The 23071-nt window shown below is 69.7% G+C and carries 31 protein-coding genes; 25 read left to right on the top strand and 6 right to left on the bottom strand.

Annotation, left to right across the window (positions count from 1 at the left end):
- Positions 1-51: 51 nt before the first annotated feature.
- The 20 genes from ACH4FX_RS38905 to ACH4FX_RS38810 all read left to right on the top strand — a co-directional run bounded on the left by ACH4FX_RS38905 (position 52) and on the right by ACH4FX_RS38810 (position 15192).
- Positions 52-282 carry a hypothetical protein gene (locus ACH4FX_RS38905; RefSeq protein ID WP_398486228.1) on the top strand — a complete coding sequence of 77 codons (231 nt, stop codon included), beginning with the start codon at positions 52-54 and terminating at the stop codon, positions 280-282.
- The gene (locus tag ACH4FX_RS38900; RefSeq protein ID WP_398486227.1) at positions 282-1115 is read left to right on the top strand and encodes a hypothetical protein; all 834 of its coding nucleotides are present in this window, start codon (positions 282-284) and stop codon (positions 1113-1115) included. Before ACH4FX_RS38905 ends, ACH4FX_RS38900 begins: the two co-directional genes overlap by 1 nt.
- A 1-nt stretch (position 1116) precedes the next feature.
- Positions 1117-2052, top strand: coding sequence for a hypothetical protein (locus ACH4FX_RS38895; protein WP_398486226.1), 936 nt, complete (start codon positions 1117-1119; stop codon positions 2050-2052).
- A gap of 59 nt (positions 2053-2111) precedes the next feature.
- Positions 2112-2486: a hypothetical protein gene (locus ACH4FX_RS38890; RefSeq protein ID WP_398486225.1), complete on the top strand. Its 375-nt coding sequence runs from the start codon at positions 2112-2114 to the stop codon at positions 2484-2486.
- A complete protein-coding gene (locus ACH4FX_RS38885; RefSeq protein ID WP_398486224.1) occupies positions 2483-2761 on the top strand; it encodes a hypothetical protein in 279 nt (92 codons plus the stop codon). The genes ACH4FX_RS38890 and ACH4FX_RS38885 overlap by 4 nt, the downstream gene beginning before the upstream one ends.
- Positions 2758-3489 carry a hypothetical protein gene (locus tag ACH4FX_RS38880; protein WP_398486223.1) on the top strand — a complete coding sequence of 244 codons (732 nt, stop codon included), beginning with the start codon at positions 2758-2760 and terminating at the stop codon, positions 3487-3489. Before ACH4FX_RS38885 ends, ACH4FX_RS38880 begins: the two co-directional genes overlap by 4 nt.
- Positions 3486-3737, top strand: a complete 252-nt coding sequence (locus tag ACH4FX_RS38875) for a WhiB family transcriptional regulator (RefSeq protein WP_398486222.1) — start codon at positions 3486-3488, stop codon at positions 3735-3737. The genes ACH4FX_RS38880 and ACH4FX_RS38875 overlap by 4 nt, the downstream gene beginning before the upstream one ends.
- Complete coding sequence (locus tag ACH4FX_RS38870; protein ID WP_398486221.1) at positions 3734-4225, top strand: helix-turn-helix domain-containing protein; 492 nt, start codon at positions 3734-3736, stop codon at positions 4223-4225. The genes ACH4FX_RS38875 and ACH4FX_RS38870 overlap by 4 nt, the downstream gene beginning before the upstream one ends.
- 88 nt (positions 4226-4313) lie before the next feature.
- Complete coding sequence (locus tag ACH4FX_RS38865) at positions 4314-6992, top strand: bifunctional DNA primase/polymerase (RefSeq protein WP_398486220.1); 2679 nt, start codon at positions 4314-4316, stop codon at positions 6990-6992.
- Between the two features lie 336 nt (positions 6993-7328).
- Positions 7329-8954 carry a DEAD/DEAH box helicase gene (locus ACH4FX_RS38860; RefSeq protein ID WP_398486219.1) on the top strand — a complete coding sequence of 542 codons (1626 nt, stop codon included), beginning with the start codon at positions 7329-7331 and terminating at the stop codon, positions 8952-8954.
- A 59-nt stretch (positions 8955-9013) separates the two neighbouring features.
- Entirely contained in the window at positions 9014-9550 is a 537-nt protein-coding gene (locus tag ACH4FX_RS38855) for a hypothetical protein (protein WP_398486218.1), read from the top strand.
- A gap of 59 nt (positions 9551-9609) precedes the next feature.
- Positions 9610-10248 carry a hypothetical protein gene (locus ACH4FX_RS38850; protein WP_398486217.1) on the top strand — a complete coding sequence of 213 codons (639 nt, stop codon included), beginning with the start codon at positions 9610-9612 and terminating at the stop codon, positions 10246-10248.
- Positions 10245-10454 carry a hypothetical protein gene (locus ACH4FX_RS38845; RefSeq protein WP_398486216.1) on the top strand — a complete coding sequence of 70 codons (210 nt, stop codon included), beginning with the start codon at positions 10245-10247 and terminating at the stop codon, positions 10452-10454. The genes ACH4FX_RS38850 and ACH4FX_RS38845 overlap by 4 nt, the downstream gene beginning before the upstream one ends.
- 230 nt (positions 10455-10684) lie before the next feature.
- Positions 10685-11140 (top strand): hypothetical protein, encoded by a 456-nt coding sequence (locus ACH4FX_RS38840; RefSeq protein ID WP_398486215.1) that lies wholly within the window; start codon positions 10685-10687, stop codon positions 11138-11140.
- A gap of 559 nt (positions 11141-11699) precedes the next feature.
- The gene (locus tag ACH4FX_RS38835) at positions 11700-13139 is read left to right on the top strand and encodes an NAD(P)/FAD-dependent oxidoreductase (RefSeq protein WP_398486214.1); all 1440 of its coding nucleotides are present in this window, start codon (positions 11700-11702) and stop codon (positions 13137-13139) included.
- A gap of 204 nt (positions 13140-13343) precedes the next feature.
- Positions 13344-13637 (top strand): hypothetical protein, encoded by a 294-nt coding sequence (locus ACH4FX_RS38830; protein WP_398486213.1) that lies wholly within the window; start codon positions 13344-13346, stop codon positions 13635-13637.
- Positions 13634-13870, top strand: coding sequence for a hypothetical protein (locus ACH4FX_RS38825; RefSeq protein ID WP_398486212.1), 237 nt, complete (start codon positions 13634-13636; stop codon positions 13868-13870). The genes ACH4FX_RS38830 and ACH4FX_RS38825 overlap by 4 nt, the downstream gene beginning before the upstream one ends.
- 68 nt (positions 13871-13938) lie before the next feature.
- Positions 13939-14355: a hypothetical protein gene (locus ACH4FX_RS38820; RefSeq protein WP_398486211.1), complete on the top strand. Its 417-nt coding sequence runs from the start codon at positions 13939-13941 to the stop codon at positions 14353-14355.
- A gap of 56 nt (positions 14356-14411) precedes the next feature.
- Complete coding sequence (locus ACH4FX_RS38815; protein WP_398486210.1) at positions 14412-14759, top strand: hypothetical protein; 348 nt, start codon at positions 14412-14414, stop codon at positions 14757-14759.
- Positions 14760-15009: 250 nt separating this feature from the next.
- The gene (locus ACH4FX_RS38810; protein WP_398486209.1) at positions 15010-15192 is read left to right on the top strand and encodes a hypothetical protein; all 183 of its coding nucleotides are present in this window, start codon (positions 15010-15012) and stop codon (positions 15190-15192) included.
- A 280-nt stretch (positions 15193-15472) separates the two neighbouring features.
- Here the strand turns inward: ACH4FX_RS38810 and ACH4FX_RS38805 are convergent, their stop codons facing one another.
- A complete protein-coding gene (locus ACH4FX_RS38805; protein ID WP_398486208.1) occupies positions 15473-15871 on the bottom strand; it encodes a hypothetical protein in 399 nt (132 codons plus the stop codon).
- A 123-nt stretch (positions 15872-15994) separates the two neighbouring features.
- Positions 15995-16822, bottom strand: a complete 828-nt coding sequence (locus tag ACH4FX_RS38800; protein WP_398486207.1) for a phage antirepressor KilAC domain-containing protein — start codon at positions 16820-16822, stop codon at positions 15995-15997.
- Positions 16823-16985: 163 nt separating this feature from the next.
- Between ACH4FX_RS38800 and ACH4FX_RS38795 the strand changes: the two genes are divergently transcribed.
- A complete protein-coding gene (locus ACH4FX_RS38795) occupies positions 16986-17396 on the top strand; it encodes a helix-turn-helix domain-containing protein (protein WP_398486206.1) in 411 nt (136 codons plus the stop codon).
- Between the two features lie 46 nt (positions 17397-17442).
- On the opposite strand, the gene ACH4FX_RS38790 is transcribed toward ACH4FX_RS38795, so the two are convergent.
- Positions 17443-17730, bottom strand: coding sequence for a hypothetical protein (locus ACH4FX_RS38790; protein ID WP_398486205.1), 288 nt, complete (start codon positions 17728-17730; stop codon positions 17443-17445).
- Positions 17731-18119: 389 nt separating this feature from the next.
- Here ACH4FX_RS38790 and ACH4FX_RS38785 point away from each other — a divergent pair, with 389 nt between their 5' ends.
- The 3 genes from ACH4FX_RS38785 to ACH4FX_RS38775 all read left to right on the top strand — a co-directional run bounded on the left by ACH4FX_RS38785 (position 18120) and on the right by ACH4FX_RS38775 (position 19791).
- On the top strand, positions 18120-18275 hold the full coding sequence (locus ACH4FX_RS38785) for a hypothetical protein (protein ID WP_398486204.1): 156 nt from the start codon (positions 18120-18122) through the stop codon (positions 18273-18275).
- 1056 nt (positions 18276-19331) lie between these two features.
- Positions 19332-19541, top strand: coding sequence for a hypothetical protein (locus tag ACH4FX_RS38780; protein WP_398486203.1), 210 nt, complete (start codon positions 19332-19334; stop codon positions 19539-19541).
- On the top strand, positions 19531-19791 hold the full coding sequence (locus ACH4FX_RS38775; RefSeq protein WP_398486202.1) for a hypothetical protein: 261 nt from the start codon (positions 19531-19533) through the stop codon (positions 19789-19791). Before ACH4FX_RS38780 ends, ACH4FX_RS38775 begins: the two co-directional genes overlap by 11 nt.
- Before the next feature lie 40 nt (positions 19792-19831).
- Here ACH4FX_RS38775 and ACH4FX_RS38770 read toward each other — a convergent pair whose 3' ends face one another.
- The 3 genes from ACH4FX_RS38770 to ACH4FX_RS38760 are packed head-to-tail and all read right to left on the bottom strand — an operon-like array spanning position 19832 to position 21125.
- Positions 19832-20233, bottom strand: a complete 402-nt coding sequence (locus ACH4FX_RS38770) for an NUDIX hydrolase (RefSeq protein ID WP_398486201.1) — start codon at positions 20231-20233, stop codon at positions 19832-19834.
- Positions 20230-20772 (bottom strand): peptide deformylase, encoded by a 543-nt coding sequence (locus ACH4FX_RS38765; protein WP_398486200.1) that lies wholly within the window; start codon positions 20770-20772, stop codon positions 20230-20232. The genes ACH4FX_RS38770 and ACH4FX_RS38765 overlap by 4 nt, the downstream gene beginning before the upstream one ends.
- Positions 20773-20795: 23 nt before the next feature.
- Complete coding sequence (locus ACH4FX_RS38760; RefSeq protein ID WP_398486260.1) at positions 20796-21125, bottom strand: phosphotransferase; 330 nt, start codon at positions 21123-21125, stop codon at positions 20796-20798.
- A gap of 510 nt (positions 21126-21635) precedes the next feature.
- On the opposite strand from ACH4FX_RS38760, the gene purB reads away from it, so the two are divergent.
- Positions 21636-23069 carry an adenylosuccinate lyase gene (gene purB / locus ACH4FX_RS38755; RefSeq protein ID WP_398486199.1) on the top strand — a complete coding sequence of 478 codons (1434 nt, stop codon included), beginning with the start codon at positions 21636-21638 and terminating at the stop codon, positions 23067-23069.
- The last annotated feature ends 2 nt before the right edge of the window (positions 23070-23071 follow it).

Raw genomic sequence — 23071 nt, 5'->3', positions numbered from 1 at the left:
CTGCCCTTCCCCGCGGGCGGCCGGGCACCCCACACCCTTCCGGAGGTCCACATGGGCCGCACCATCCGCATCGGCCGCTGGGAAATCGAGCTGTACCAGCGCGCCCTCCACCTCTTCCGGGGCCCCGACCCGCACTGCACCCGCTGCGGCGGCACCGGCGGCGGCTGGGTCCCCACCGGCCACGGCCCCGACTGGGACGGATGCGCCTGCCTCGACGACATCCGCACCTGGCGGCTGCCCCTGTGGCGCCGTACACGCGGCGACGAGGAGGCACCGTTCTGATGACGAGCCCCCGCCACGCCTACGACACCGACAACGGCCGCTACTACACCGACCCGGCCGGCGGACCTGACCTGGTCTCGGTTACCAACGTCATCGACACTGCGGTCAACAAGAGCCGTGCGCTGGTGCCGTGGGGCGTGAAGCTGACCGTCGAGCACGTCCTGGACAATGCCGTCGACATCGCCCGTCGCGTCCTCGCCGAGCGGCCCGCCCTGACGCAGGAGATCAAGGCTCTTCACCGCGACGCCAAGGAGGTCGCCGCCGACCTCGGCGACCGCATCCACAAGGCCGCCGAAGCCCGCGTCCTCGGGGCGCCGGTCGCGGCCGACGCTGAGGTCGCCCCGTACATCGCGCAGCTCGACCTGTGGCTGGCCGCATGGAATGTGGACCTGTCCGAGCACGTCGAGGCCACCGAGATCACGGTGCTGCACCGGCGTCTCGGCTACGCGGGCACCGCCGACCTCCTGATATGGCTGCCCACCGGGCCCCGCAGGCGGCCGGAACTGTGGCTGATCGACTACAAGACGTCGGCGACCCGCCCGGCCAAGTCGGTGTACCCGGAGAACACACTCCAGCTCGCCGCGCTGCGCTACGCCGAGACCGTCCTGCTTCCGGACGATACCGAGGCGCCGATGCCCCGCATCGAGCGGACCGGCGTCCTCAACCTCCGCGCCCGCTCGCACGCGCTGGTGCCGATGCCCGCCGGCCGCGCCGCACACAAGGCGTTCCGCGGCGCGCTTGCAACCACGCGGTGGCTGCACGCCGCCGCCTCCTCGCACCTCGCGCTGCTCCCGCCGCGGGCAGACGAGTCCTCGAACCGAAAGGCAGCCTGATATGGGCTCCCGGCTCCTCAACATCCAGCGCCGCGCCGCCGAGCACGGACGGCTGCGCACCGGCTATACCCAGGGCGGCAAACCGGTCCGCTCCGCGACGTGGGTCGTCACCTCCCACTCCGAAGAGCACGTGCGCACCGCGGCCACGCTGTGGGGCGGCGAGGTTGAGCAGTGGAACCCGCTCAACTCGTCGATCGCCCAGTGGCGCGTCATCACCAAGGCTGCTTCCGTCGAAGCGCTGATCACTCCGGGGGATCCGCTCAATCAGTACAACGAGCTGTGGTCCAAGGGCGGATGCCAGCGCCGCTGCGACGGCGAGACCGAACTGCTCTCCCGCCGGCCGTGCTTGTGCGCCGCGCGGTTCGGTGAGGAGTGGCACCAGCAGAAGAAGGGCGTCGTCTGCTCCGTCACCTCCCGCCTGAACGTGATGCTGCCCGACCTGTCCGGCATGGGCATGTGGCGGGCCGAGACGCACAGCTTCTACGCCGCGTCCGAGTGGGGCGCCATGGTCGACATCGTCCTTGCCGGAACCGACGGCCGCGGTTTCGTGCCGGTCACGCTGCGGATCGAGCCGCGGCAGGTCGTCCGCGACGGCAAGACCAAGAGGTTTCCGGTCGTCGTGGTGGAACTGCGTGGGGTCACGCCCCGGCAGGCGCTCGCCGGGCCGATGACGGCCGCGGTCGCCCTGGACCCGTCCGGGGCTGGGCAGGCGGTCGCCGCGCTCGAAGCGGCCCGCCCCGACTATCTCGCCGAGGCCGAGGCCGCGCTCACCCCTGACGACGTGGGTGACGTGTACCGCAGGGCGCATGCCGCCGGCCACCTCGACGACGAACTGGTCAACCGCCTCAAGGCCATCGCCGACCGCCTCAAGGCCGAGGCCGCCGGACCTGACGAAGACGGCGCCTACGAAGCCGAGGTCGTCGACGCCACCTCGTAACCCGCGGCCGTCCCCGCCCGCCGGAATCGGGCGGGGCGCCGCTCCTCAAGGAGTAGCACATGAAGAAGCAGAGCACGGCCGAGCGTCTGGCGGCGGCCGGTAAGGACCAGCGGCTTGCCGACATCGTCGACCGCGCCGACAGCTGGGACCGGTTCCTGGTCCAGCAGGCCGTCTTCGTCTTCGGCCTGTCGCGCGACACCTTCTCCGCCAACGATCTGCGCGAGGTGCTGCCGGAGCTGTCGCACGGCTTCCTCGGCGCGGCCATCAACGGCCTGCGCCAGGGCGGCGTGATCGAGCACACCCGCCAGTACGTGCCGTCCACCTCCCCGGCCACCCACGGGCATCCGATCGCGGTGTGGCGGTTGTCGGTCAAGGGCCTGGTCGTCGCCGAGACGCGCGCCGCCCGCGCCAAGCAGGCGAGGGCAGCCGCATGAGCCCGATCACCCTCCTGCTGACCGCGGTGGTGGCGGCCTACATCACCTACCGGTTCTTCGCGCTCGCACACGGCAACCGGTGCGCGCTCCAGCGCCGCATCGCCGCCGCCGAAGCTCGCCTCGCGCGCCGGGCCGTGCTGCCCGAGGAGAACTTCCTGCTTCGCCGCGAGCCCCTCGACGACGACTCGGCTGCGGCCGACCAGCGGGCCCTCGCCGAACACGACCTCGCCGTCTGCGAAGCCATCTTGAAGCGCACCGAACAGGGGGAACGATGAGCACCGCAACCCGGCCGCCGCACTCCAAAGGGCCGCTCACCGGCGCCGAACCCGTCCGGCAGCACGTCCGCGCCCTCATGGCCGCGGGCGTCTCGATCCAGCGCCTCGCCGCCCACACCGGCGTAGCCCACTCCGTACTGAGCACCCTGCTGTACCCGGCAGGCAACCGCCGCCAGTCCGCCAGGATTCGCACCGCGAACGCCCGCCCGCTGCTCGCCGTCCGCCCCGAAGACGTCGCCCCCCGCTACGTCGACGCCACCGGCACCGTGCGCCGCATCCAGGCGCTCGTGGCCGCCGGCTGGCCACAGCTCCACATCGGGCCGCGCATCGGCCGGCACCCCGTCTACGTCAACGCCCTGCTGAAGCAAACCCGCGTCTTCGCCGTCACCGCACACCGGGTGGCTACCGCATACGAGGCGCTGTGGGACGCCAACCCGCAGCACCACGGGGTCCCCCTGGACCGGTCCAAGGCGGCCCGCACTTTCGCCAAACGCAACGGCTGGGTGCCGCCCGCGGCATGGGACGACGACGCCATCGACGACCCGGACGGACGCCCCGACACCGGCGAAGGCGCCGAAATGAACCGCGACGAACTCGCCGCGTACCGGCGCCAGGAGATCGCCTTCCTCGCCTCGTACAGCATCCCCGAGCAAGAGATCGCGGCCCGGCTCGGCATGGCGCCCGCCTACGTCCACGACCTCATCCGCGACATGAAGGCCGCGGCATGAGGGCCGGCGACTGGCGCGACAAGGCGGTCTGTGTCCATTCCGACCCCGACCTGTTCGCGCCCGAAAGCTACACCGGCGACGAGGCCCACGAGGCCAAGGACACCTGCGCGGGCTGCCCCGTGCGGCGGCCCTGCCTCGCCGCCGCCCTGGCCGAAGAGCAGGGCCAGCACTTCCGGGAACGCGCCGGCATCCGCGGCGGCACCACACCCCGCCAGCGGTGGCGCATACAGCAGCGGGAGGCGGCGTGAGGCAGCATCCGCTGAGCGAGCAGATCGCCGCCCTGCTGCGTGCCGGGGAGAGCAACATCGGCGTCGCCCGGAAGCTCGGCGTGGACCGCGACACCGTGGCCCGGCACCGCCGCAGGCTCGGCCTGCCCGGCTACCGCACCACCGCCGCATCCACCCACTGCCGCCACGGCCACCCCTTCGCGGGCAACACCGGCTACAGCGCCGAGGGCTGGCGCTACTGCCTGGCCTGCGTTCGCGAACGCGACCGTGCACGCAAACGCCGCGACTACGTGCCTGGTGCCCGCCCGCCCCGCCCCAGCACCGCCCGCAGCCTCGATGAGGTCGCCGTCCAGCGGGCCGCCGCCGGGGACCCGCCGGACACCCTCAGCCCCCGCGAGCGCGCCGCCGCCATCCGGGCGCTCCGCGGCCAGCTGACCGCCCAGGTCATCGCCGAACGGGTCCGCTGCTCGGTACGGACCGTCTACCGCCGCACCGGCGCCGCCGCGTGAGAGCCCCCGCCCGGCCCCGCGCCCCGCCCCGCGGCCCCGCACCGAGGCCGCCGCCCCCAACCACCCGCACCAGCGAAAGAAGCACGCCGTGACCTTGGACGCCGAGCCAGCCACCCTGCGGCTGGCTGCTGCCGAACTCCACGACGCCGGCCTGTGCGTCCTGCCCGTCAAAGCGGACGGCACCAAGGCCCCCGATGTCCGCACCTGGACCCCCTACAAGGTCAACAGGTCCACACCGGAAGAGCACGACCAATGGTTCGGCGACGGCCGCCGCACCGGCATCGGCATCGTCACCGGCGCCGTCTCCGGCAACATCGAACTCATCGAGTTCGAAGGCATCGCGGTCCGCGAAGGAGTCCTCGACGAGGTCGGCGAACTCGCCCACAACAGCGGGCTCGGCGACCTCTGGGAAGCCGTCACCACCGGATGGGCCGACCAGTCGCCCTCCGGCGGCGTCCACTACAAGGTCGTCGTCGACGGCAGGCCCGCCGCCGGCAACACCAAGCTCGCCCGCCGCCTCGCCCGCGAAGACGAATACACCCCCGAAGAACGCCAGCGCCTCGCCGAACGCCCCAACACCAAGATCGTGCGAGTTCTCATCGAGACCCGCGGCGAAGGCGGCTTCGTCGTCATCGCCCCCTCCCACGGCACCACACACCCCAGCGGCAAGCCCTACCTGCGACTGGCCGGCGGCCCCGCCACCATGGCCGTCGTCACCCCCGACGACCTCGACGCCCTGTACGCCCTGTGCCGGGCACACGACGCGATGCCCACCGAAGAGAGGGCCAAGACCGCGCCACGGCCCAAGCGGGAACTGCCCGCCGGATACGTGCGGCCGGGCGACGACTTCGAGAACAAAGCCGACTGGTCCGAGATCATCGGCGAGGAGTTCGATCCGCTCTTCACCCGCGGCCGGACCACCTACTGGCGGCGCAAGGACAAGCCCCGCGGAATCTCGGCCACCACCGGCCACGCCGCCGACCGCGACCGCCTCTACGTCTTCTCCACCTCCACCGTCTTCGACGCCGAAACCCCCTACGACAAGTTCGCCGCCTACACCCTGCTCACCCAAGGCGCCACCACTGCCGATGCGTTCAAGCGCGCTGCCGCCGACCTCCGCAGCAAAGGCTACGGATCCGAGCCCCCACGCCAGCGACTGTCCTCCGTCCCCCGCCAGGCCGGCCCGTTCACCAACGGCTCCTCCGCCCTCGCCCCCGACACCCTGCCCGTCCCCGACGAGCACGAGGCGGCCGGCGGGCCAGACCTGCGCATCGTCAGGAACAAGCCCGAACTGGACATCACCAACGAAGCCGACGCCATCGACGGCCTCCTCGACATCATGGCCAGCAACCAGCTCCCCGACCTGTACAAGCGGGCCACCGGACCGTGCTGGGTGTACCAGGACGACCAGGGCAACCCGCTCGTCAAGCAACTGGGGGCCGACAACCTGCGCGCCTACCTCGGCGACCACGTCACCACCTACCAGGTGGTGAGGGACCCGTTCACGGAGGGCACCAAGGAAGTCCGCGAACTCCTCATGCCCAAGACGTGCAGCACGATCCTCGGCCGCCGCGACTGGCCCCTCCTGCCCTTGCGGGGAATCGTCACCTCTCCCGTGGTCCGGCCCGACGGAACGCTCGTCAAAGCACCCGGCTACGACCGCGCGACCGGCCTCTACCTGCACCCGCGCACGCCCATCCGCAGACTCGCCCCGCACGTCAGCGACGAATCCGTCGCCAGAGCCAAGGACATCGTCCTGAACCAGATGCTCGCCGACTTCCCGTTCGTCGCCGACTCCGACCGCGCCCAATACCTCGGCGCCCTCCTCTGCCCGATCATCCGGCCCTACAGCCCGGGGCCGACACCGCTCGTCGTCATCACCAGCACCTCGCAGGGCTCCGGCAAGACGCTCCTGAAGGACGTGTTCGGCCGCTTGTACGGGCTCGCCGAGACGCCCTGGGCAGAGAACGACGCCGAACTGCGCAAGGCCATCACAGCGAAGATGTGGGACTGCGGCGACCCGGTCATCGCCATGGACAACCTGCCCAACGGGCACATCATCAAGAGCCCGATCCTGTCATCCCTCGTTACGAACGCCACATGGAGCGACAGGCTCCTGGGAAGCACCAGCAGTGTCACCATGCCCAACGACCGGCTGTGGGTGCTGACCGGCAACAACCTGCGCACCGGCGGCGACAACCTCCGCCGCGTCCTGTGGGTGCGCCTCGACCCCGACTGCCCCAACCCCGACCAGCGCGACAACTTCACCGTCGGCGACCTGCGCTCCTGGCTCGCCGACAACGCGTCCACCGTCGTCGCCGCACTCGTGACCATGATCCGCGGCTGGCTCGCCGCCGGCGCCAGGACCATCAACACCCGCATGGGCGACTACTCGTCGTGGGCCTCCGTCATCGCGGGGATCCTGGGCTACCTCCAGGTGCCCGGCTGGCTTGCCGACCGCGGCGAGGCCAGCACAGCACTGGACGACGAGGCCCAGGAGTGGGCGGCGTTCCTGACGGACTGGCACCACAAGCTCGGTAGCGAGCCCGTCACCACGAAGACGCTGCTCGGACTGAAGGACACCGTGCCGCAGCTCCACAACGGAGACCTGCCGTCCGGGAAGCAGTTGGGCCACTGGCTGAAGGCGCGGCAGGGCCGCTACTTCGAGGACCTCAAGGTCGTCATGGTCTACGACAGCCACCTGAAGCAGAACACCTGGCGCGTCGAACAGCACCTCGCCACCGGCGCCACGGGGACAGAGCAGTGATCGCCGAGCGCAAAACCCCGCAATCTGCGGGGTTTTCCCGCAACGCAAAAACCGTCTCTGACCTGCACGTATACGGGGTTGCGGGGTTTTGCGGGGAGTGGCGCTACCTCACCCATATAGGGATCGCGAAACACACGGCACGTGCAACACGCAGCGTGATGCGTCAACACGAACAATTCCGGTCCCTATACGCGAAGACCCCCCAAACATTCCGCAGATTCCCGCAAACCCCGCAGACGGCCAGCTCAGAGCAGGTTTGGAAGATCCACGACATCCCCGCAGACAACCCCGCAACAACCCCGCAGAACCCCGCAACGACGAGCCGAGGTGACCGTCATGAGTGAAATGCCCGAGATGTTCGCCCCGCGTCCTTACCAGAGCGACGCGATCAAGGCCCTGATATCCGGATGGCAGGGCTCCGGCAACCGGCTCGCCGTGGTCCTCCCCACCGGCGCCGGCAAGACCGTCGTCTTCGCCAACCTGATCAGCGAGCTGCTCCCGCAGCTGAACGGCGCCCGCGCCCTGGTCATCGCCCACCGCGAGGAACTCCTCGACCAAGCCGCCGCCAAGGTCCGCGCCGTCCGCCCCGACCTGCGCGTCGGCGTCGTCAAGGCCGAGCGCGACGAGCACCACGACGCCGACGTCATCGTCGCCTCCATCCAGACGCTGGCTGTCGAGCGGCGCCGCGAAGCCATCCGGGACGTCGGCGTCGTCATCGTCGACGAGTGCCACCACGCCGCCGCCCCCAGCTACATGACCGTCCTGGAACACTTCGGTGCCTGGCGCGGGCTGCCCGTCGCCGGGTTCACCGCGACCATGACCCGCGCGGACGGCGGCCTCGCCGAGGTGTGGCAGGAGGTCGTCTTCACCCTCGACATCCTGGACATGATCGAGGACGGCTACCTGTGCGATGTGCGCGGCAAGCGCGTCATCGTCCAGGGCCTCGATCTCGATGCGGTGCGCACCCGCGCCGGCGACCTGCAAGACGGCCAGCTCGGGCAGGCCCTGGAGGACTCCGACGCCGGGCCAGTCGTCGCCCGCGCCTACCAGGAGCACGCGGCCGGCCGCCCCGGAGTGGTGTTCACGCCGACCGTGGCCACGGCCCAGTCGATGGCGGAGGCGTTCACCGCCGCCGGGATCCCGGCCGCCGCGGTGTGGGGCGATATGGGCCGGGATGAGCGGGCCGCCGTCCTGGACCGCTACCGCAGTGGCGAGGTGCAGGTGCTGGCGAACTGCATGGTGCTCACCGAGGGCTTCGACGCGCCGTGGACGTCGTGCGCCGTCATCGCCCGCCCCACCAAGTCAGCGGGTTTGTACTGCCAGATGGCGGGCCGTGCGCTGCGCCTTTCCGAGGGCAAGTCGGACGCGCTGATCCTTGACGTGATGGGTGCCTCCACGCGGCACAAGCTCGCCTCCATCGTCGATCTGACCGGGCGCACCGTGACCGTGTCCGACGAGATGCAGACGCTGCGTGAGGCGGCGCGGGCGTCCGAGGAGGAGACGCGGCGCCGCCTGGACGCCTCCCGTGTCCAAGTCGAGGAGGTCGACCTGTTCCACACGTCGACGGCCCGCTGGCTGCGGACCGACTCGGGCGTGTGGTTCATACCCGTCGACAAGAAGATGTTCGTCTTCCTGGTCCGCAACCCGGTGGACCGCACGTACTGGATGCGCCGCTTCGACCCCGAGCGCGGTGTGGTCGGCCCGAAGCAGGACGAGCCGCTGCCGCTGCCGGATGCGAAGGGGTGGCTGGAGCGGCAGGCCAGGGCGATGGGCAGCCGGTGGCTGGCCAGCCGTTCGGCGCCGTGGCGGTCCCGCCCAGCGAGCGTGAAGCAGCTGGGGTTCTGCCGCATGAAGGGCATCGCCGTGCCGCCCGGCAGCACGGCGGGCGAGGTTTCCGACCTGCAGGCCGTGCACCAGTTTTCGGCGATCCTCAACAGGCTCGGCGTCTCGGCCGCAGCGTGATGGGAGCTTTGATGCAGCACGACGCGAAGCGCGGGGACATTCCCGCAGGACAGCACCCTATGGCAGCGGTACCCCGGGTGATCGGTCTGGATCTGAGCCTTACCTGTACCGGCGTGGCCGGGGAGGGCTGGACCGACACCATCCGCCCCCGCACGGGCGTGCGCGGCCATCCGCGGCTCGCCTTCATCGTCGACCGGGTCACCGACCACATCCGCAGCGCCGACCTGGTGGTCATCGAGGGCCCGTCGTTCGGCGCCGGGGTGGCGCACCGGCACGAGGATCTGGCCGGCCTGCGGGTCATGGTCCGTCACGCCTGCTGGCGCCGGGACATCCCCTACGCGGTCGTCCCGCCGTCCTGTCGTGCCCTGTACGCCACCGGTAAGGGCTCCGGCGCGAAAGGCGCCGTCCGGGACGCCGTGCGCGCCCGCTACGGCGTCGAGTGCGACGGGCCCGGCCGCTACGACCAGGCCGACGCCTACGTCCTGCTGGCGATGGGCCTGCACCGTCTCGGCTGGCCTCTGGCCGTCGTCCCCGATACCCACCGCCGCGGCCTCGACGGATGCCAGTGGCCCGAGCGGGAAGCAGCCGCGGCCTGATGTGCCACGACTTTTGCCCCTGCCGCCCATCCTGCCCGCACGACCGCAAGGAGACCGCCATGCACGACCTCGCTGCTGTCAACCCCGTTTGCACGATCTGCATGTACGGCCTGCGGGACGGCGAGTGGGACCGTCTCGCGTGCCGCATCTGCCAGGACCGCGGCACCACCATGCTCCGCGAGCTGCCGGCGCTGTACGACCGGCTCGGCGATCTGCTGGAGCCGGGCTCAGGCCGGGGCGACGGACGCGTAAGCGGAACGCGTGGCGCACCCCTGCCGTGCTCGCTGCACGTGCTGGATCTGCGGGCCCGGGGCGGGCTGGTGACCGTGCTCGCCGACTGGGAGGCCGCGGTGCGCGACGAACTCGGCTGGCCCGCGGCGACGTTCCGGGGTGACCTTCGGCAGACGCTCGCCGGAGTCGTCGGCTTCCTCGTCGGCAACGCGCCCTGGATATACAGCAGCTTCAGCGGTGCCGCAGACCTGCACCGCGAGATCCGCGCCCTGCACGGCCACGCCGCCCGCATGGTCACCGGCGAACAAGCGGAACGCAAAGTGACCGTCCAGTGCGCGTGCGGGCAGCCGCTGCGCATCACCCTCACCACCCCCGGCCGCCGCTGCACAACCTGCGGCACCCAGTACGGGCACGCCGAAGTGCTGCAGCTGCCGCTCGCCGACCGGACCGAAAGGAACGCGGCATGACCAACCAGTACTGCCAGTGCTGCGCCGGGATATCCGACAACGGAGTACCTCGCCTGAGCACCGCCGTCGCCCGCTGGAACCACTGGCACGGCGGCAGCACCCTGCTGTGCATCGACTGCCTCAACGCCTGGTTCGACAACGCCGACGAGGACGAAGGGCTGGAGCCGCCGTCCTGGTGCTGGCTCGGCGGAAAGAGCGCGGCGTGAGCGCCCCCAGTGTCGCCGCAGCCGTCCTGAGCCTCGTCGCCCTCACCATGTCGCTCGCGGCATGGCGGCTCAACCGCCGGACCCGCGAGACCATTGCGGAGAACCGACGAGACTCTCGCGCGCACTCAGGCCGTACCCGACCGGATACGGCGCGACGGAGGACCGACGTGACCGACGGCGACCCCGTCCGGCCGGGCTCGAACACACGACCACGCCGTGAAAGGACCCTGATGTCCCTCGAAAGCACTGACCTGTGCGCCTACCAGACGGCGGGCTTCACCCAGACCGAACTGGCCGCGATCGAGGAATACGACGCGAAGCTGACCCTGCCGCCGTACTTTGATCTGCGCGAGATGCTCGACGGCACCGACGACCTGGAGCGCGCCCTGCACCGGCGGGCCGAGGAGCTGACCCGCTGGCACGCCGCGCTGACCGCGCTGATGGCCGACCCCCGCCTGGACAACGAACGGCGCCGTCGCGGCGGCCCCCGCTACGACGAGCACGGCGAGGGCCCGTACTGCCAGGCCGTCGCCCGCTACCTGCGCATCGCCGCCGAGGACTACCACCGCCACCGCTTCGAATACGCGGTGACAGTGTGGGCCCTCGGCCTCCAGGTCCCGGACAGCTACCCGCCGGACTCCCGGCACGCCGACCTGGACAACCGGTCACTCAAACTCTGGGACTGACCCTCACCCTTCCGCCGCCAGCCGCCGCGCCACATTGGGGTATCGCCGAGGTAAGCCCAGAAGCCGCCAGATGTTGATCTTGGGGTTGGGTTGACGTCGAACCGTCACCCGTTCAGCTCAGTGTCGTTGGTGGTGATGTTGAGCTGTCGTCTGGGCCCGGGGCGGGCGGGATAGTGACCTCGATCGCGCGGACTGTGTATCCGCGGTTCAAGCGGCTGATCACCGCGCATGAGCTGCATCCCGAGACGGCATTCGACGGCTGAGTTCGCTGCATCCATGAGGTCCGGTGTCTTCGCGGATGCCGGGTCTTGACGGGTTCGGAGCGAACAAGGCGACCCACCCTTCCGAACGCGAGCGCCGTCGAGCTGCGCTCGCGGCTACGGCGGCCTCGGGGAACAATGGCACAGCCGTTGGCGGTTTCTGCTGCTTTCAGTCGTTGTGATGCTTTTAGCCGTTGTGGGTGGCGAACCGGCCGAGGCGTCCGGCGGTTGTGCGCACCGGCGGTGCTCCCGGGCAGTGCCCGGGCTGTTGTGTTGTGTCGATGACGGGAGTTTTGGCGATGGCCGAGGTGGATGTCCTCGTGGTGGGCGCGGGTGTGCTGGGCAGGTCGATCGCCTTTGCGTTGGCGTCGGCCGAGCCGGGGTGTCGGGTGGTGCTGTGCGGACGGCAGTCCGCAGGGGCGTCCGAGGCGGCGGGGGCGATGCTGGGGGTGCTCGGTGAGGTCACCGCGGCGTCGTTGGAGAAGGAGCACAGCCGACTGCGTCTGGAGATGGCCATTGAAGCTGCCCGGCGGTGGGACGGCTGGCTGGACCGCATCGGGCGTTGTGGCACCGAGGACCTGCAGGCGGGATACGGCAGGGGGACCTACCTGCTCCTCAACACGGTGTCCGGCCCGACCGATGAGCGGGCGTTCGCCGCGATATCCGAAGCGGGCCGCCGATACGGGCTGCCGGTGCAGGACGTCGATCCGGCCGAGGTACCCGCCTGCCGGCCGGTATACAACGACCGGCCGCTGCGCGCCCTGTACCTGCCCGACGAGCACTTCCTGGACGCGCGGCGATGGCTCGCGGCCCTGGACGCCGCGCTCGCCGCGCTGCCGAACGTGACCATCGCGCCACCGGGCGATCTGACCGCCACTCCTGCCGGCGCCTACGCCCTGGCATCCTCCGCGGGCGAGGTCTTCCAAGCGCCCACCGCGGTGATCGCCGCCGGCGCCTGGTCGACGGACCTCGTCCACCGCATCGACCCGGACCTGCCCGTCCTGCCGGTCGTCATCGTCGAGGGCACCTCCGTGACCGTCTCCGCGCCGGCCGCGCTCCCGGCTGTGCTGCGCACCCCCAACCGCGCCTACGCCTGCGGCCTGCACGCGGTGCCGCAGGCGGACGGCACCTGGTACATCGGTGCCTCCGCCGTCCCCACCCCCGCCCCCACAATCCACCCCACTCCTGGCGCGCTGCGATTCCTCCTGGACAACGCGCTCAGCCAACTCGACCACGAGCTGGCCGATGCCCGTATCCACGCCATACATCACGGCAACCGGCCCGTCGGCCTGGACGGCCACCCCCTGATCGGCCCCACCTCCCGCCCCGGCCTGTGGGTCGTGACGGGCACCCATCGTGACGGCCTGCACGCCTCACCCCTGATCGCCGAAGAACTCACCGCCGCGCTCCTGCGCAACACGACCAGCAGCTGGCTGGAGCCCTGGGCACCTGAAAGGGAACCCATCGCCGACTGGCAGCGGGACGAGGCAGTGGAAGAGGCAGTCGCCCACCACGCGGCGCTGGCCGCCGAGGCACGCATGCGCCCGCCGCTGAACGGCACCTGGCCGCAAACCCTCCACGACGCCTACCGGCACCAAATGGCCCATCTCTACGAACAGCTCCCGCAGGGGTTCACCCTGCCGCCCGACTTGGCCCCCCTCGGCTACCGGCACGGCCCCCACCTCGCCGCACTCCTCGCGACCCACCTCGAACGCCGGCAGCACAGCACGACCCGGTGACGACGGCGTCTGCGCATGGTGCCGACTTGCAGTTGCGGGTAGGTGGGCGGCCAGGTCGTCATCGGTCACGCGAGGAGAACGGGGCGGCGGGGCGCGCGGTCACGGGGCCGGGCACCGTCTTGTTACCACGGGGCCCGCGACTGGCCGACACGTTGGCAACAACCGCGCTAGCCTCAGACGGAGCACCGTGACCGGGAGGCCCCTATGAGCAGCGAGCCGTGGACCATCGACTCCATCGCGCACGCCCTGCCGCACCCCGAGCTGCGCGCCACCTTCATGCGCGACGTCTCCTTCACCGACGTCCAGCGCCTGCCCGGCACCCTCGAACGCTGGGTTCGCTTCATCGAACGCTTCGAAGCCGACCGGCCCCGCATCGAAAAACTCCGCAGCCACCTTCGGGGGAGCGGCCACCTGCCGGCCGACTACGAAGCTAGCCTCATCGACGTGACCGCCGAGGAACTCCGCGCCGACGCCGACCGCGCCCGAGGCGCCGCGTGACCTACCGGCTGCGCCTCGACCCCACCGTTCACGCCGACTACCGCAGCCTCCCCGACGACGCCCGCCGCGACCTCGCCGTCTGCCTCCTGGATGCCCTCGCCGACCCCCCCGTCGCCTCCACCCCCTACGGCGTCGACGACGGTGTGTTCCGCACCATCGCCCGCGGACGCGTCACCGGCGTCATCATCATCGGCGACGACACCATCACCCTGGTACAGCTCACTCACCTTTGAACGAAGCGCCGCTTTTGGCGACAGGAAACTACTACCGCACCACCCCGGCGGCGGTCAGCATCGGCGGCATGACCACTCACGCGAGCGGCCCTGTGCAGGTAGTGATCCAGACCATCGGCACCCGCCACCCCGATGCGATCACCCTGATAGAAGACGGCCTCTACTTCGACCTCGGCAACCGCCTGCGCAACCCGCACGACGACCCTGCGATGCGCTACCGCACCGGCCTGGACGACGACGTCCGCGAGCACGTGCTCGCCACGCCCGGAGCCGCCGGTATCGCCGAAAAGATCGCCGAGTCCGCCAAGGCGGTCTTCTTCGACTACGCGGGCCCGCGCCGGCGCCTGGTCAAGGTGACCGTGGCGTGCCGCGGAGGCCGGCACCGATCCGTCGCCATCGCCGAGCAGGCAGCCGAATACCTGCGCACCGCCGGCGTCGGCGTCGAAACCGACCACCGCCACATCAACCGGCCCGTCATCGACTGAGAAGCCGCGGGCAACGGCAAGCCCCGCACACCCACCGCCTGGAAGGGCACCCCACCATGGCCATCATCGGCCCCGGCCACGACGACCCCGAATACGACAACTGCGACCCCGCCTGGCGGCACCAGGAGACGCCGTTCCGTCAGTGGCTGTTCGAGAAGCTCATGGCGGCCAGCTTCCCCGACGCCGCCGACATGGCCGCCGACTGGGCTCCCGCCAACCGGTACCACGGCCTCGACGACGTGGAGACAGGCACCCTCGCCACTCTCACCGGCACCAGCTACGACGAAGTCCGCGCCGCCCACAAAGCCGACATCGCCGCATGGATGAGCGAACAGCAACTCCGAGACCACCCCGACCTTGCCGTCCTCGACGCCGACCTCAACCGCATCGCCGAACGCAGCTGAACAGCACAAAGGCCCCCGCCCGGATCACCGGGCGGGGGTTTACACATGCCTGCCCTCACGGCAAGGGGCCCACGGTGGATGGCATGCGCCCCCGCGGTGCTGTTGTGCTCCGCCACATGCGAGTTGGCGACGGGCTATGGTCACAAACAGACCTGAGGCAGACATGAAACAGGCCCCCGGCGCGCACCGCGGCTTCCCAACCTGACGCGCGCCAGAGGCCACCCCTCAGGAGAACCCGAAAGGAGATACCGTGACCGTATCGCAGTGTGGCGCCACCGTCACAGACCGGTTACCCGGCGCACGCGAGGGGCAAGTAGGCGCCGTCACCGTCACCATCATTGTGATCGTGACCGTGTGCGCCGGAATGAGCCCCGAATGGCTCTCCGCTGCTGCAGCGCTCGCCGCCCTACTGATCAACCGCCCGCAGCAGTGACACAAAGGCCCCCGCCCGGATCGCCGGGCGGGGGCTTCGTCGCGCTGTTCTACTGGGCTGGCTGGCCGGATCCGGGACACGTGCCCCGGTCGTCGGCGGGCTGGTGGATGGTGGTCGGCTCGCCGGGCTTCGACCCCACACCCGCACCGCACACCGGGCAGTTCCCTGCGCACAAGCCTGGGTCGCACCGCATGGCGCCTCCCCGTGTCGGAGGACACCAGCGTCAGCGCGGCACGAGCTTGACCACCAGGGCGCACGCGGGACTGGCCGGCGCGCGCCGTCACAGCTTCCGCACGAACGCCCTTGCGGTGTTGTGGAAGGACACGGTGACGCCCTGCTTGCCGCCGCCCTCGCGCGTCGACCACCGCTCGATCCGCTCGATCTCCGGCGACTCCGCGGCCGAGATGACCGCCGCCAGCCAGCCCTCCGGGCTGTCACCCGCCTGCGGCTCGGTCACCGGCGCGGGCTGGCCCGTGGCCGGCGTGTCCGGGTCGTCGTGCCGGGACCCGGACGCCAGCTGGCCGATGATCTGCCACCGCGACTCGCCCCCCGGGCCCGCCACCGCCACACCGAACGGATGCTTCGTGTCGCCCGCCTCTGAGAGGGGCTGCACCCGCGTCACCCCGGGCGCGTTCTTCAGCAGGTCGACGAGGTAGTCCTGAAAACGCTGCGGACGCATGGGGTGATCAAGTCCTTTCGGGATGGTGAGGCGAGCCTAGTAAGAACGGAGATCCACATCAGGGAGACCCGCCGCCCAACCAGAAGGAAGCCGAGGGGGGTTGGGCGGCGATCGCATGTGCGGTCAGGCCGCGTCGCCGGAACCCAGCTCCGGCTGCTCATACCGCAGTGGAGCCACTCCGCCGAGCTTGCTGTGCAGGTACTGCAGGCCGCGGACCGTGATGCGGAGCTGGGGGCGGGCCAGGACGACCTCACCGGTGTGCGGGTGCTGGTACGTCTGGGGCCGCTCGACGAGGTGCGTGGAGTGCTTCGCGTAGGGGACACCCTTGCGGTCCACCATCCCCAGATCACGAATCGACTTCATCAGCCGGTGCTGGCCCGTCGAGATCCCAGGGTCCCTGTTCAGGATGTGGGCGGCGTCGCGCAGCGAGTAGTCCCCCGACGCGTCGGCGAGCACGTTCCACGCTGCGGCCGGGGCCTCCAGCTCCTTGACCTTCGACTCCAGGGCTTTCGCCTCCCGGACCTTGCCGAGCAGCGCGACGAGCGCCTCCTCGTAGTCCTGGGGGAGAGGAGGCGTCGCAGGGCGCAGTTCGGCTTCGCGGGTCTTCACTGCGAAGTACGTCTGCGCGGCGGCGATCTCCGGCTTGCGGGGGTCGCCATTCATGGCGACGAGGTAGGCGCCGTAGCGCGACAGCTCCCAGTCTGTGATGGATCGCTGCTGGCCACGGGCGTTTTTTGTGATCTTCGCGGAGCTGCGAAAGTGAGCCGCCGGGTCCGCGCCGGAGTTCTCGGCGGCAGCGATCGCCCGCTCGATGACGCCCTCGAACCGCTCCCAGCGGTCGTAAGCCATGGTCGGCTGAAGGTCGCGGGCGGGCCAGTATTCGGACCCGTCAGACCGAATCTGCTTGAGGTGCTCGAACGGAGAGTGCTCTGCGGGTGAGACCATGGACATGGTCCACTCCTTCTGTTGGAAGACAGAGTCGCTGGACGGGGCCCGTCCGGTACTTGGCCGTTCGGGGCGGGCCCACCCTCGAAAGGTAGGTGTTTGTTGGGTGTGGACGCAATAGAAACCCAAAAAGCTTGCCTGGGCACTTATTGTCCGGCACACTCGCGGCATGGAACGGGACTGGAGACGGCTCGCTGATGCGATCAAGCGGGCACGCGAGTCGGCCGGCATGACGCAGGTCGACCTCGCTGAACGTGCCGGCATGTCCGAGAGCAGCGTGCAAAATCTTGAATCCGGACTCCCTCGCACCCGAATCCCTCGCACCTTGGCGAAGGTCGAGGAAGCGCTCGGCTGGGCGGCTGGCTCCGGCGTCGACCTCCTCGACGGAGCCCCCGGGCCGGTGTCGATCAGCAAGGAAGCGGGAGGGTTCTACATCGCCAAGCTGTCGGAAGACGAGCTGTACGACGCGATCAGCATGTCCGCCATCGCCGTCACCGACAACCTCACCGCACGCGAGATCCGCGAAGTCTCGCGACGCGTCGTCGAGGAGTTGAAGCGACGCGGGCTCGTAGGCAAGTGACAGGGCGCCGCCCGGCGTTCGGCCCAGGCGGCGCCTTCAGCTGCGCTCAGCCCCGAACCTCCGGCACGCCGAACTCCTGGCCGATCAGCGCCCGGGCCAGCAGATCCGTCACCACCGGATCCCGGCCCGGCGGCATCGACAGCACCACGCTCCCGTCACTCAGGCGCACAGCCGCGCCCGAGAACCGCGGGTCATCCACACCCGACGCCGCCAGGACGACACCCAGCTCCGCCAGCAGCTCCGGCAGCGACGCGGTCATCAGGCGGGCGGGGGACAGGGGAGGAGGCTCGGCGCCCCCATGGACGGCGTGCGCAGGATTGCTCGTAGACTTCATGACGAAGTCCTTTCGTGAGAGTTCGGGCTTCTTGCCGGCGGAGCGGGAACTCCGCCGGTCTTGCAGCGGCCGGGCCGGTCCTCGTGCAGCCACACGAGCGGTCCGGCCGTTGTGCATGAAGAGCGATGGGAATGAGCCTAGAAGCTCCTGAACGCCGGGGGGAGAAAATCGTTGACGCAGAATGCTCGCAAACGTGCAGATCAGAGGCGCAAGCGTTGTGTCTCACCGGAACGGAAAGCGCAGGTGGCGACGCATGTAGCGAGGTGATCCGGGGGCAATCTCAACTATAGTTTGAACGTCCTAACGGACATAATGGGCATGGTTCTTGGCTGATTTCGCCCCCCGTCGTGTTCACTAGGCGGCTCTCGCCGGTGGCACCATCGCCCGGCTTGCCCCCCGTCCTCGATGCCGTCGCCGCCGACCCGGACATCGGCCGACCCCTCGCCGGCAACTCCCTGCGCGAGTACGAGCAGGGCGGCGTGCGCGTTATCTACTACACCACCACACTCGGCACGATCATTGTCGTGGCCTACGTCGAGGTGTAACACCGGGAACCTCCTGTCGGGCGGGTTTCTGAGGGCAGGGCGACGCGTTCCCGGTTTTTCTCGCGCGGTCCGGGTGAACGAGGTGCCTCATAAAAGCATTTACCCGGGGCGCGCCGCAACATCGGAATCTGGTATTCCGTTTCGCCCTCTGATCTGCGCGGATCGAAGAGCATGGATCGAAAGCGCAGTTGAATGCTTAGGGCGGGCTATTGAAAGATGCCGGGAAACGCTGGAAGGTGCCGTATTGAATGCCTCTGGAATGCTCTATTGAATCCGTTTCCAGGTGGCATAGGTTAAAGCTGATAACTCACAACTGATGTTAGGTAGAAGTGAGAAAGGCGTAAGTGAAAGTCCTTCTTCTTCCGTCTACATCGTAAGTGTCACAACCCAACCAGTGATTCACGTAAGTCATAGACAGCCAACTCGCGTGCAGAACATCCCAGGTGGCACACCGTAAGAGCATGCCGTGCCTCCCAGACGCTGCCTCACGCGACGCAGCGCCCTTCTGCTGCAGCCGCCCGCCGGCCCGGGCTCCCGGAACCGGCCAGACCCTCCCCGTAACATCACCGGGTGGGTATCACCCCAACGTTGGGAGGTGCTCGGCACTACGTCACAGTGCCTCGCATGAGGTGCTGCCTCCTCCCGAACCACAGGGCAGTGAGTCACGTGACTCACTGCCTCTGCGTCGGCTGGCCCGGCGGAGAGCACACCGGAACGTTCCGGTGTGCTCAGCGCCCACGAGCCCCGGGGCGCCGTCACTCACGTGAGTCGCGGAGGGCGATGTCACAGGCGGTTGGGCAACAAGGCAGTACCTCACGTGAGGTACTGCCTGACCGGCCCTGCTCTGCTGGACCGCGCTTCCGACCCGACCTCACCCCTTTGACGTTCAGGGGTGGTTAGCCGCCTCGCCGACGCTGCGCCCGCCCGCGGCCCCTCCTGGGATCACCCCCGAAACTTTCGGGGGTGATCCTTGCCCACCTCCCAACGTTGGTAGGTGGTCTCGCGGAGCACGCTGGACTGCTACCGTCGTGGCGGGACCACATCTGGAGGACGGCCATGCCGGAGCCGATCAGCACACAAGCCGCTGCGTACCTCCGCGAATGGGCACAGCGCGAGCAGGCGGCTTCACCCGAACTCGCAGCTGTCCTCAACAGCATCGCCGACAACGGTCTGCCCCGCCCGGACGAATGCACGCCCTGGGAACAACTGCGCGACGAGCACTACAAGCGGCTCGGCATCGTGGTTGACTCCTGGCATGTCGCCTAAGCACGGTCCACGACGCGTCAACGTGACCTTCGGCGACGCCGCACAGCAGCAGATCAGGCGGCTGAACATCCCGGAAACCATCGCCGTGGACCGTGCCATCGTCGCCATACAGACCAACCCCGACATCGGCACGGAAGTCCCCGGCAACGCCCCGTGGCGCGAGTACTGCGAAGAAGGCGCCAGCACCCGCGTCATCTACTACGCGACCGCCCTCGGCACCCGGATCGTCGTCGCGTACATCGAGGCCTGACGAAGCCCCCGCCTGGTGGCGGGGGCTTTCGTGTGTCGGCTCAGTGCACCATCGCGCCGTCGAGGTACTCCTGCACCGGCCCGTACACGCCGTAGGGCACGTAGTCGCCGATCTCCGAGTGCGCCACCCACGCGACCTCGGCTAGCTCCTCGTTGTCCGCGACGTGCGCCTCGCCGAAAACCATCGAGCAGGCCGTGTAGCTCATCAGGCGTCCCGTCTTCGGGTGCATCCGTTCCCCGAGCAGTTTCACCGCTTCGACGGTCAGGCCCGTCTCCTCCAACGTTTCCCGCACGGCGGCCTGCTCAGCCGACTCGCCCTTCTCGATGGCGTCGGCCGGAAATTGCCACACGAGGTCGCCCTCGGGCACACGGCGGCGGATCAGCAGCACCCGGCCGCTATGGACGATGACTGCGGCAGCGACTCCGGGCTCGGCGGTGGTCACCGCGCCGGCCCGTACTGCCAGCTGCGCCCCGTCCCGCGGTACTCGGACACCGGGATCGGCTCGGCTCCCGGGCGCATCTTCGCGCGGTACAGCGTCCCGTAGAGGTGGTCGACCTCATGGGCGACGAGCCGCGCATGCCCCCGCTCGAAGATCGTAATGCGCTGCTGGCCGTCGACGCCGGTGTGCTCGACACTGATGGACAGTGGCCGGGGGACCATGCCGCGCACGTCGAAGAAGGACAGGCACCCCTCGTACTGCTCGTCGAACTGTGGTGACTCTTCGATGATCCGGGGATTGAGTAGCGTGATCGCTTCACCCTCTGGGGTGCGGACGATCGCGGCGGCCCGGTCGATGCCGATCTGCGGTGCGGCGATCCCCATGCCCTTCCCGAAGTTGTGTACGCCGGCCGCGCGGTCGGCGGCCGAGTGCAACTCGGCCACGACACGCCGGGCATCTCCGGCCTCGTCGGGTAGGGAGAACAGCCGGGACGGCGCCGTCAGGATGGGGTCGCCTTCCTGGACGATGCCGATGGCGGCCATCCGGGCGCTGGCGGTTCGGCCGGTCACGCGGCGACAGCCAGGACGGTGAAGCGCGCGTTGCCCGGCTGGGCGTTGCGGGCCCCGGCCTGCCGCTCCCATAGCTGACACATGCCCGCGACGAACGCTTCCACGGCGCGCGGGTCAGCTCCGGTCCAGCTCGGGAACTGCTCCGCCCACGCCAAAGCCTCGACCGGCGGGCAGTCGGCCTCCATCAGCCGTACCGTCGTGTAGGCGACGTCGACCCACGCGGGGCCGGCCGCGGGCATTGCCCAGTCCACCAGCCACGCCCGGCCGCCGCCGACGAGGAGATTGTGCAGATTCGTGTCCGTGTGAAGTAGTACGCCACCGCGCAGCAGCGCTAGGGCCCCGCCCTGCGTTCAAACGGGCATGTGCTGGGCGCGGGCGATGATGACCAGTCCGTAATGCGTTGCCCCTGGTACCTGACCGCTCAGCGCCCCTCGGCATATTTCTGGAGCGGTCCGCTGCCTGCCCTCCTCCGGCAGCGGTCCGTGCAAATGCTTCACGGCCGCCATGTCCACCAGACGCTACGCGATCGAACTAGTATTCGATCGCCGCGCCGGGGCTCTGCCCGCCGAGCATCGCCTCCTCATTAGAGAGGAGCCCCCAGCCCCATCCACTAGTACGGAGGACGCATCGCGCGCGGCGTCCCCAGAGCTACGATCCAGACCTTCATCGACACGGACAGTGACGCTGCTCCGCTTCCGCGCGGCGAGCAGCCGTTCCGTCTCACATTCGTCTCACATACGCGGCGCTAAGCCGTCCCTGACCAAGCTCTGACCTGGCTTGTAGGCGCCCCACCTGGGCGCCATGGAGACCACAGACGGCAGGTAAGCTCTCGTCACGTGACTGCCAAGCCCCGCATTCCGAATGTTCTGGCCGGCCGCTACGCCTCCGCGGAGCTCGCCGTCCTGTGGTCCCCTGAGTACAAGGTCAAGCTGGAGCGCAAGCTGTGGCTCGCGGTGCTGCGTGCGCAGAAGGACCTCGGGGTGGAGGTGCCGGAGCAGGCCCTCGCCGATTACGAGCGGGTGCTGGAGACCGTCGACCTGGCGTCGATCGCCGAGCGGGAGAAGGTCACCCGGCACGACGTGAAGGCCCGTATCGAGGAGTTCAACGCGCTCGCCGGGCATGAGCAGGTCCACAAGGGGATGACCTCGCGCGACCTGACCGAGAACGTGGAGCAGCTCCAGGTCCGGCTGTCGCTGGAGCTGATGCGGGACCGTACCGTCGCCGTCCTGGCGCGGCTGGGCCGGCTCGCCGGGGAGCACGCCGAGCTGGTCATGGCGGGGCGCTCGCACAACGTCGCGGCCCAGGCGACCACGCTGGGCAAGCGCTTCGCGACCGCCGCCGACGAGCTGCTGGTGGCGTACGGGCGGCTGACGGACCTGCTGTCCCGCTACCCGCTGCGCGGCATCAAGGGCCCGGTCGGCACGGCGCAGGACATGCTGGACCTGCTGGGCGGTGACGCCGCGAAGCTGGCCGAGCTGGAGCAGCGGATCGCCGTGCACCTCGGCTTCGGCCAGGCGTTCACCTCCGTCGGCCAGGTCTATCCGCGCTCGCTGGACTACGACGTGGTCACCGCGCTGGTGCAGCTGGCCGCGGCGCCGTCCTCGCTCGCCAGGACGATCCGGCTGATGGCCGGCCACGAGCTGGTCACCGAGGGCTTCAAGCCCGGCCAGGTGGGTTCGTCCGCGATGCCGCACAAGATGAACACCCGCTCCTGCGAGCGCGTCAACGGCCTGATGGTCATCCTGCGCGGTTACGCCTCGATGGCCGGCGAGCTGTCCGGCGACCAGTGGAACGAGGGCGACGTGTCCTGCTCGGTGGTGCGCCGGGTCGCGCTGCCGGACTCCTTCTTCGCCCTGGACGGTCTGCTGGAGACCTTCCTGACCGTGCTGGACGAGTTCGGCGCCTTCCCCGCCGTCGTCGCGCGAGAGCTGGACCGCTACCTGCCCTTCCTCGCCACGACCAAGGTGCTGATGGGCGCCGTACGGGCCGGTGTGGGCCGCGAGGTGGCGCACGAGGCGATCAAGGAGAACGCGGTCGCCGCGGCGCTCGCCATGCGCGAGCAGGGTGTGGAGCGCAACGAGCTGCTGGACAAGCTGGCGGCGGACGAGCGGATTCCGCTGGACCGCGCGCAGTTGGACGCGCTGATGGCCGACAAGCTGTCCTTCACCGGCGCCGCCGCCGACCAGGTGGCCACCGTCGTGTCCCGTATCGAAGAGATCACCAAGCAGCACCCCGAAGCCGCGGCCTACACGCCGGGCTCCATCCTGTGAGG

This window comes from Streptomyces sp. NPDC018019, assembly GCF_044327805.1.
In the GTDB taxonomy this organism is placed as follows: domain Bacteria; phylum Actinomycetota; class Actinomycetes; order Streptomycetales; family Streptomycetaceae; genus Streptomyces.
Note: the sequence above shows the minus strand (reverse complement) of the source record. Positions and strands in the feature narration are given on the sequence as shown.